Annotated in this window: 10 protein-coding genes; all 10 read left to right on the top strand. The window is 61.5% G+C overall.

Annotated features, from left to right (window positions below; all coding sequences use genetic code 11):
- The first annotated feature begins 29 nt into the window (after window positions 1-29).
- Window positions 30-377 (top strand): 50S ribosomal protein L18, encoded by a 348-nt coding sequence (locus FJY68_03335; GenBank protein MBM3330869.1) that lies wholly within the window; start codon window positions 30-32, stop codon window positions 375-377.
- Window positions 377-925 (top strand): 30S ribosomal protein S5, encoded by a 549-nt coding sequence (locus FJY68_03340; GenBank protein ID MBM3330870.1) that lies wholly within the window; start codon window positions 377-379, stop codon window positions 923-925. Before FJY68_03335 ends, FJY68_03340 begins: the two co-directional genes overlap by 1 nt.
- On the top strand, window positions 897-1076 hold the full coding sequence (rpmD, locus tag FJY68_03345) for a 50S ribosomal protein L30 (GenBank protein ID MBM3330871.1): 180 nt from the start codon (window positions 897-899) through the stop codon (window positions 1074-1076). Before FJY68_03340 ends, rpmD begins: the two co-directional genes overlap by 29 nt.
- Complete coding sequence (locus FJY68_03350; GenBank protein ID MBM3330872.1) at window positions 1073-1510, top strand: 50S ribosomal protein L15; 438 nt, start codon at window positions 1073-1075, stop codon at window positions 1508-1510. Before rpmD ends, FJY68_03350 begins: the two co-directional genes overlap by 4 nt.
- Window positions 1507-2817, top strand: a complete 1311-nt coding sequence (secY, locus tag FJY68_03355; protein ID MBM3330873.1) for a preprotein translocase subunit SecY — start codon at window positions 1507-1509, stop codon at window positions 2815-2817. Before FJY68_03350 ends, secY begins: the two co-directional genes overlap by 4 nt.
- On the top strand, window positions 2768-3427 hold the full coding sequence (locus tag FJY68_03360) for a sigma-70 family RNA polymerase sigma factor (GenBank protein ID MBM3330874.1): 660 nt from the start codon (window positions 2768-2770) through the stop codon (window positions 3425-3427). Before secY ends, FJY68_03360 begins: the two co-directional genes overlap by 50 nt.
- Entirely contained in the window at window positions 3424-4596 is a 1173-nt protein-coding gene (locus FJY68_03365; protein MBM3330875.1) for a TonB family protein, read from the top strand. The genes FJY68_03360 and FJY68_03365 overlap by 4 nt, the downstream gene beginning before the upstream one ends.
- A 502-nt stretch (window positions 4597-5098) precedes the next feature.
- Window positions 5099-6499, top strand: a complete 1401-nt coding sequence (locus FJY68_03370) for a thymidine phosphorylase (protein ID MBM3330876.1) — start codon at window positions 5099-5101, stop codon at window positions 6497-6499.
- 153 nt (window positions 6500-6652) lie between these two features.
- Window positions 6653-7138: a polymer-forming cytoskeletal protein gene (locus tag FJY68_03375; GenBank protein ID MBM3330877.1), complete on the top strand. Its 486-nt coding sequence runs from the start codon at window positions 6653-6655 to the stop codon at window positions 7136-7138.
- Between the two features lie 93 nt (window positions 7139-7231).
- Window positions 7232-7978 (top strand): 3-oxoacyl-[acyl-carrier-protein] reductase, encoded by a 747-nt coding sequence (gene fabG, locus FJY68_03380; GenBank protein ID MBM3330878.1) that lies wholly within the window; start codon window positions 7232-7234, stop codon window positions 7976-7978.
- Window positions 7979-8622 lie beyond the last annotated feature (644 nt).

Genomic DNA, 8622 nt, shown 5'->3' on the forward strand with positions numbered 1-8622 from the left:
TCCGACCGTTTCTCATTAGTATTCACGGAATGATTCGCCAAACGCGTCAGCGCAGGCACCTCAGCATTCGGCGGAGGATTGCCGGGACACCAGAACGCCCCCGGCTGTGTATCAAACGCAGCAGTCGCTACATTTACGCGATGCTCATCGATGACAGCCGGAATAGAGTCTTGACCGGGATTTCCTCGCAGATAGCCGCGGTCCGGGAGAAGAAGCTCAAGCGGACCGAAGCGGCCAAAGAAGTCGGCAAGCTCATCGCCGGCAAGTCCAGGGAACTCGGCATCAAACAGGTCGTTTTTGACCGGGCAGGCTATCGTTATCACGGCCGCGTCAAGGCGGTGGCTGACGGCGCGCGCGAAGGAGGTCTGGAGTTTTGATGCACCAACAAGCACGGGGCGCGACGCTCGAGCCGGAACTGATTGAACGCGTCATCAGCATCAAGCGCGTGTCGAAGGTCATGAAGGGCGGCAAGCGGATGAGGCTGTCGGCATCCGTCGTCGTCGGCGACGGAAAAGGCATGGTCGGGCTGGGTCACGGCAAGGCTGCGGAAGTCGCGGTCGCCGTGCGCAAGGCGACGACGCGGGCGCGCAAGGACATGGTGCGGGTGTCGATAGCCGGTCACACGATACCTCACGACACCAAAGGCAAGTATGGGGCCAGTCGCGTACTGGTGAAGCCGGCAGCGCGTGGCACGGGTCTAATCGCCTGCCCGCAAGTGCGAGCGGTGCTTGAAGCGGCCGGGTTGAACGACGGTCTTTCCAAGTCCCTCGGGTCGCGCAACGCCTACAATACGGCCCGGGCGACGATCGTCGCTCTGCAGCAGCTACGAACTATTGAACAGGTGGCGGCGGCCCGGAACAAACCGGCAAGCCATCTCGCCAAGAAACAAACAGAGAATGAAACAGCTGAAAGTCACACTGGCTAAGAGCCTGATTGACCAGAAGCAGTCGTTGAAGCGGACGGCGCGTGCCCTCGGGCTGCGCCGGATCGGGGCAACGCGTGTCCACGCTGACACAGCCGTAATCAGAGGAATGGTGTTTCAGGTGAAGCATCTCCTCAAAGTGGAGGAGTTGTGAAAATCGGCGGACTCAAGCCGGAGCCGGGCTCTACCCATCGCAAGAAGCGGATCGGCCGCGGTGTCGGCTCCGGCCATGGCAAGACATCAGGGCGGGGGCACACGGGCGCCGGCCAGCACTCGGCGCCCAGGCACGATGCGCGGTTCGAGGGCGGTCAGATGCCCTTCTACCGCCGCATACCGAAGCGGGGGTTCGTCAATCCAACCCGCAAGGAGTTCGCCCCGGTCAACCTGAGCGATCTGACGAAGCTTGAGGTCGAGGTTGTGACGATTGATCTGTTGCGTGAGAAAGGGTTGGTGGGCAGGCGCGAGTCCGTGAAAGTGCTGGGCAACGGCGAGCTCGGCCGCGCTCTGTCAGTTACGGCACATGCTTTCTCGAAGTCGGCGCGCGAGAAGATCGAGAAGGCCGGAGGTAAGGCCGAGGTCGCAAGTTGACCGGTTCGTTCGGCAGCATCTTCAAGATTCCGGACCTGCGCCGGAAGATACTTTTCACCCTGGGCATGGTAGTGGTGTATCGCCTGGGTTCACATATTCCGACCCCTGGTATCAACGCTCAAGCCCTTGGCTACATGCTCGGTCAGATGCGGGGAACGGTGTTCGGTCTCTACGACATCTTTGTCGGTGGCGCGCTCTCCCGGGCTTCGATCTTCGCGCTCGGGATCATGCCCTACATCTCGGCATCGATCGTCTTTCAGCTTCTTGGTTCGGTCTTCCCCTATCTTGAGCGCCTGCAGCGCGAGGAGGAGGGCCGTAAGAAGGTCAACCAGTACACGCGCTACGCGACCGTGGCTCTGGCCATAATCCAGTCGTCGACCATAGCCATCTACCTTGAGAGCCAGCCGGCGACGCAGTTCGGCCCGATTGTCATGCAGTCCGGGTTCTTCTTCCGGCTGCTGACGATCATCACCCTCACTTCTGGTACTATGCTTGCGATGTGGCTGGGTGAACAGATTACTGATCGCGGAATCGGCAACGGTATCTCGTTCCTGATCTTCATTGGCTGCCTGGACAGCACTCCCCAGGACATCGGCCGGACGATCGCGATGGTCCAAGCGGGTGAGATCTCGTGGCTGGCGCTGGTACTGCTGGCCGCAGTGGTCTTTGCGGTCTACGCCGGAGTCGTTCTTCTGACGATGGCAGTGCTCAAGATACCGGTCGTCTATCAAGGCCGAGTCGTGGGCCGGCAGATGTACCGAGAACACCGGACCCATCTGCCGATACGGGTGTGGACTGCGGGCGTGATCCCCATCATCTTCGCCCAGTCGCTGGTGGTATTCCCCTCGACGTTCGCGCAGTTCATCAAGGCTCCGTGGCTTCAGTCGATGCAGCGGATCCTCAGCGCCGGCGGATGGCTCTACGATCTGCTCTACGCCGCTCTGATCATTTTCTTCACCTACTTCTATACGTCGGTTGTGTTCAATGCGCGCGACATCGCCGACAACCTGCGGAAGTACGGTGGCGCAGTTCCAGGAAAACAGGCCGGGGAGAAGACTGCCGAGTACATCGACCGCAGCCTTACCCTCATCATGTTGCCCGGTGCAGTCTCGCTGGTGATAATCGCGCTACTGCCCTCGTTCCTGATGAATGCGCTGCGCGTGCCCTTCTACTTTGGTGGCACCACGCTGATGATTATCGTCGGCGTCGCACTCGACACTCTGCAGCAGATAGAAGCTCACCTGGTAATGCGACACTATGAAGGTCTGGTCAAGGGTGGCAAGTTCCAGGGTCGTCGGTTCGGATAATCCCAGGAATACTACTCGCCCGACAACGGTAGATCTAGTAGGCGAGCCCGGGGCGCGGGCAAGTGACGTTGAACTCATACACCGCGTTCAATCGGGTGATACCGAAGCTTTTGACGAACTAATGAAACGATATGCTGCGAGCGTCTACAAGGTGACCTACGGACTTACGCGCAACCACGCGGATGCGGATGACCTTTCCCAGGAGACCTTCATCCGGGCATATCGAGCAATCGCCCGCTTCGATGAGCACTATCAGTTCTACACCTGGGTGCGCAGAATTGCGGTGAATCTCTGCTTCAACCATATCAAAAGGGGCAAGAAGTTCCGCTTTGTGCCTTTGCCGATTGCCGACGGCGACGACGAATCGGCCGATATCGCCGACCCCCAACCGCAGTCAGCGGACTGCGGGCTAGGGCGGGATCTGGAGCAGGCTCTGGTCAAGCTGCCACCGGACCAACGGGCAGTCTTCGTCCTCCGGGTGAACGAGGAGATGAGCTACGAAGAGATCAGCCAGGCGCTGGGTATCCCGGTTGGCACGGTGATGTCGCGTCTGAACCGGGCTCGCGAAAAGCTCCGTGAGCTGCTACGGGAGTACATGCCGGCAACATGAAACAGACGTGCGGCTCCGTTCGAGAGTGGCTCGGCGCATTTGCCGATGGAGAGCTCGACCCGGGGCGTGCCGAGCAGGTTCGTGTCCACCTTGAGACCTGCGCCGCGTGTCGGCGCGAGCTCGACCAGATACTGGCGCTCCACAAGCTGACGAAGAGCGTGGAGCACCCGCGTCTTGCCGAAGACTACTGGGATTGGCACCGGGCCAAGGTCTGGCACGGGATCCACAACCGGAAGCGCGCCCCGATGCCTTCGTACCGGCCTTCATTTGCCTGGCCCAAGCTGGCTACGGCTGCGGCCGGGCTCGTAGTCGTGCTGGTCGTGGTCATCGCCGGATGGCGGTCGCTCCTGGAGCGACCAGGTGCTGTCGGCAGGACGCTTGCCGAGAGGCAGACGAAGGCCGTGGCTCCGGTTGTAGCAGAGCCCGGGACCAAGCGTTCAGCAGAAGTTAGGGAGACCGGTAGGGTCACTGAAGGGATACCGGCCCGGGTCGAGGGCCGGTTCGACGAGGTTGCTCAGGTTCCCGCCGCAACTGGGCGGGACGCGGAGAAGGTCAGTATCGGCTACGCGTCCAGGGCCGCCGGGACATCCGGCGCAGATGGTGCCTCCAAGCCCGCCATCGCTTCTGTGCGTAGCTCTGAAGAGGCGGAGTTGAAGGTCGCCGCCGAGCAGCCGGACAATGACCTTGCCTCAGCTCCGTCTGGCAGCGCGCAGCACCTCCGCTCCTCCTCCACGAAGCCGAAGGGTCGCATCGTGTCCGGACCGGTACTGCTCGACCAACCTCCGCTGGCCGACGCGGACGCGCTCGACACCGGTACCGTGCTGCTCAACGTGGAGACTGATAGCTCCGGGCGGGTGCTGAGCGCGGGAGTGCGCCGTAGCTCGGGGTCAGTCAGGCTCGACAGTGTGGCCGTACGCCAGATACGCCAGTCACGGTTCAAGGCAGCGGTCAAGAACAACCGCAAGGTCGCCAGTTCATTCGAATACCACTTCCGGGTCCAGAAGAAGATGGACGACCTGGAGGAAGGGCAGAATCCGGGGATCAAGCAAGGGCCGGCGGAACTTCGGGAATCGAAGGGACAGCAGGATTCACCGACCCATGGAGAGAAGTCCCAGAAGCCGGACAGCGGCAGCAAAGACGCTCCTCTCAAGGAAAAGACCTCGAAGTAGACAGGTTTGGTCGGTGTTGGTTTCGCGGTGTGATGTCGCCGCTCTTTCTCTTCACAGGGACGGAATGAGCGAGCTGATGGGGTGAGTGCCAATTCACTGAGCCACCCTTGAGGCACGAGGCAAGGTGTTCGACTACGGTCGCTAGACCGGCAGCGACTCCGGGGCTTCCATGCCGTCCTGCCCAAGCTGCTTGCGCTTTCCTGTCTGCGTCTTGGCGCAATCCGGAGTTCTGCTGGTCGTGCAGGACTCGGCGGAATGCCCGCGGCCGGCGATGTCCGGGAGTCCCTTGCATCCGATACCGACGTCGGCAGGCTTGGAACCACCATCACTTCCTGGTTGTCGGGACCAACACCCCGTTGCGGAACTGGCGCACAGATTTGGGTCTGTTTCGCTACGAGTTCCAACTGCCCGGCAAGCGGCGTCGTGGCCATGACGAATCGTAGTCCATCATGATCAGCGTTTGACAGCGGGACCCCGGGCGCTATCATGCGCTTGGAATCTCATGCATCTGTACGAGTTGATTCGGCGCAAGCGGGACGGGGGCAGTCTAGGCGAAGAGGAAATCGAGGAGCTCGTTGCCTGCTTTGCGTCCGGGACTGTGCCAGACTATCAAATGGCGGCAATGCTGATGGCGGTCTTCTTCAGCGGGATGACCGCGGAGGAAACCGCGGCACTGACTCTTGCAATGATGAACTCGGGCGACGTCTTCGACCTATCCGGCGTCCCGGGTCCGAAGGTGGACAAGCACTCCACCGGCGGCGTCGGGGACAAGGTGTCGCTTATCCTCGCGCCGCTGGTTGCGGCCTGCGGAGTCAGGGTGCCGATGGTCTCGGGCAGGTCGCTCGGCCACACCGGCGGGACGCTGGACAAGCTCGAGTCGATTCCCGGGTTCCGTACCGACCTCTCGTATGCGCAGTTCAAGAAGAACGTCTCAGACATCGGGCTGTGCATTATGGGGCAGACGCAGCGGATGTGCCCGGCTGACCGCAAGCTCTATGCGCTGCGCGACGTGACCGCGACCGTGGATTCCGTGCCGCTGATTGCCGCGAGCATCATGTCGAAGAAGCTGGCTGAGGGAATCGACGGGCTGGTGCTGGACGTGAAGACTGGTAGTGGCGCGTTCATGAGCCGGACCTCTCAAGCGCGGCAACTGGCCCGGGCGATGATCAGCATCGGGACGCAACTGGGTAAGAAGGTTGTTGCTTTGGTCACCGACATGTCGGAGCCGCTGGGCGAGGCGGTGGGCAACGGGGTCGAGGTGATCGAGGCGATCGAGGCTCTGAAGGGACGGTGGCAGCCTGACTTGGAGGAGGTCACGCTGGCGCTCGGCGAGGAGATGCTGGTTTTGGCCGGTCTTGCTGGCACCCTGGCTCAGGCGCGACGGCTCCTGATGAGGGCGCTCTCACAGGGGCTCGGACTTGAGAAGTTCCGGCAGATGGTTAGGGCCCAGGGTGGCGACCCGAAGGTCGTTGATGACTACGGCCTGCTTCCTCAGCCTGCCTGTCGAGCCGGTGCCGTTGCCGCGTCAGCCGGATTCGTGAGGAGCATAGACCCGCTGCGGGTTGGTCTCTTGGGAGTAGGGCTGGGTGTAGGCCGGCAGCACCTCGACTCCAGGATAGACCACAGCGCCGGGTTCCTGTTCAGGAAGAAGGTCGGGGAGAAGGCGGCAAAGGACGAGGTCATCGCCGAGGTGGCGGGCTCGAACGAGGCCGCAGTCAAGGAAGCAGCGTTGCGGCTGCCCGCGCTCATCGCTATCGGGCCCACGCCACCGCGTCGCAAGGACATGGTTCTCGCCCGGTTGATCGGCAACGGAAATGACAATCAGGCCCGCCGACCCCAGGTTTCTGAGACCGACTCAGCCACTTACCACAAACGCACAAAGACACGACCGGCCAGAGCCTGAGTGCCAAGCAGACAAGCCCCAGGCTCGAGACACGAGTATCGGATCAAGTACGAATCCCGAGGTCCGAACGGGGCATTCCACTCCACTAGAGCTTCAAGCGGACTTCTAGCTTCCTAGATCGAATCTAGCGTCCATTGGTGTCTTGGTGGTTCAATGCCGGGGTTCTGGACGGACCTGGCGTTTGACTTTGCCGTTTGCGTGAAATATACTGGCACACCCCAATGTCGAACGACGAAGTCCGAATGCCGACGTGCCAGCGGCAGGCCTCGGCCAAGGAGAAGCGGCATGGCGAAGAACCAGAGTGACGGCAGGCTGGACACGGTCATCGGACCCGACACGAGCGTCAGAGGAGACTTCCGCGTCGCGGGCGGTGTGCGGCTGGACGGGCAGGTCGAGGGCCGAATGGATATCAACGAGACACTCGTCACCGGGCCGAAGGCACTTCTGAAGGGCGAGCTTCACTGCCGGGATGCGGTCGTCGCAGGCCGGATTGAGGGCGATATCTATGCGGCTGATAACGTTGAGCTTCAGACCGGGGCCCAGGTCTTCGGTAACATCAGATGCAGGGGACTGGTGATCCAGCCGGCCTGCCTTTTCCAGGGCAACTGCTCGATGGTGCAGGCGGGCGAGGGGAGCTAGATGACGGCGGGCGAAGTGAGAGGTCAGAAGTCCGATGTGAGATGTGCGGATTGCGGGGTGGAAGGCTTGCTGCTGCGGGACTAGGAGAACAACATGGATTTGAATCTTGCGGGGAAGAGGGCGGTGATAACCGGCGCGGGCTCGGGCATTGGCAGGGAGATTGCCGTTAGGTTCAGCGCGGCCGGCGCCGCGGTCGCGGTGTGCGACGTGGTGAAAGAAGCGGCTGACAAAGTTGCGGCCGAGATATCACGCGCAGGCAGGCAGGCGCGGGCGTATGCAGTCGACGTGTCAGACTTCGCCGCTGTCCAGCAGTTGTGCGAGCAGGTCGCAACCGACCTGGGCGGCATCGACATCCTTGTGAACAATGCCGGCATCACGCGCGACAACCTGCTGCTGCGCATGACCGAGGCGGAGTTCGACCGCGTCATTGCCGTCAACCTGAAAGGCGCGTTCAACTTCACCAGGGCTTGTTCTCGCGGGATGATAAAGAGCCGCTGGGGTCGCATCATCAGCATCGCTTCAATCATGGGCCAGATGGGCAACGCCGGCCAGGCCAACTACGCCGCGGCCAAGGCTGGGATCATCGGCCTGACCAAGTCGGTAGCCAGGGAGTTGGCGTCACGAAACGTCACGGTCAACGCGGTTGCGCCGGGCTACATAGCGACGGCCATGACCGAGAAGCTGGATCCAGCTACTCGAGAGGCTTACGTCGCCGGGATACCACTGAAGCGGGCCGGAACACCTGATGACGTGGCGAACGTCTGCCTTTTTCTTGCTTCAGACCTGGCGAGCTATGTAACGGGCCAGGTTCTGAGGGTTGACGGTGGACTGCTGATGTAGCATCCCGCAGCCCACAGCGAGGGGGACGCATCTGGCATCCCCCTGACCTTCACGTTTTATCTGCTGGTCAGTTCCCGACTAGAAGCTGTGCCCGCAGTCGACGCAGTAGGAGAATGCCGGGCTACCCGTTGGGTTCCGGGCGTCGGCGTAGCAGCCGTTGATCGGGCACGGTTGAGGTTGGGGCACAGCATTCCTTGGGATTGCCGGGGGTGGCGGGGGTTGGTCGTTCAGTATCTCGAAGTCGTGGGAGGGGATGGCAGTGGGTGGGGCTGGAATGGGATCGTGGTGGTAGTGAGTCACGGTCCTCCAGTTCTGGCAATTCGGGCATTGGACTTGTCCTGGCATCTAGGTCTCCTTCCGGCTGCCAAATGTCGCAGCAGCCGCATCTCTATCCTCCTGGGAGTAGACACGTTCGGGGGATGCCCATCGAGCGTCGCTGTCACTGTTCCCGGGGCGGCACCCGAACCCCATCTCTCCGCTCGTCAGTGTAACTTCCGGCGGTCGCCTGTCAAGAGAGCGCGTTGCCTCACCAGAAATCTACTCGAAGCCACCCCGTTGCCTCACGTAAGAAACCTACTCGAAGCGGAGGCACAATCTGACCATGTTCTATCTGGAAAGGAACCGGTCAGATGGCTTTGACTATG

Source organism: candidate division WOR-3 bacterium, assembly GCA_016867815.1.
Taxonomy (GTDB): Bacteria; Hydrothermota; Tepidihabitantia; order Tepidihabitantales; family Tepidihabitantaceae; genus UBA2258.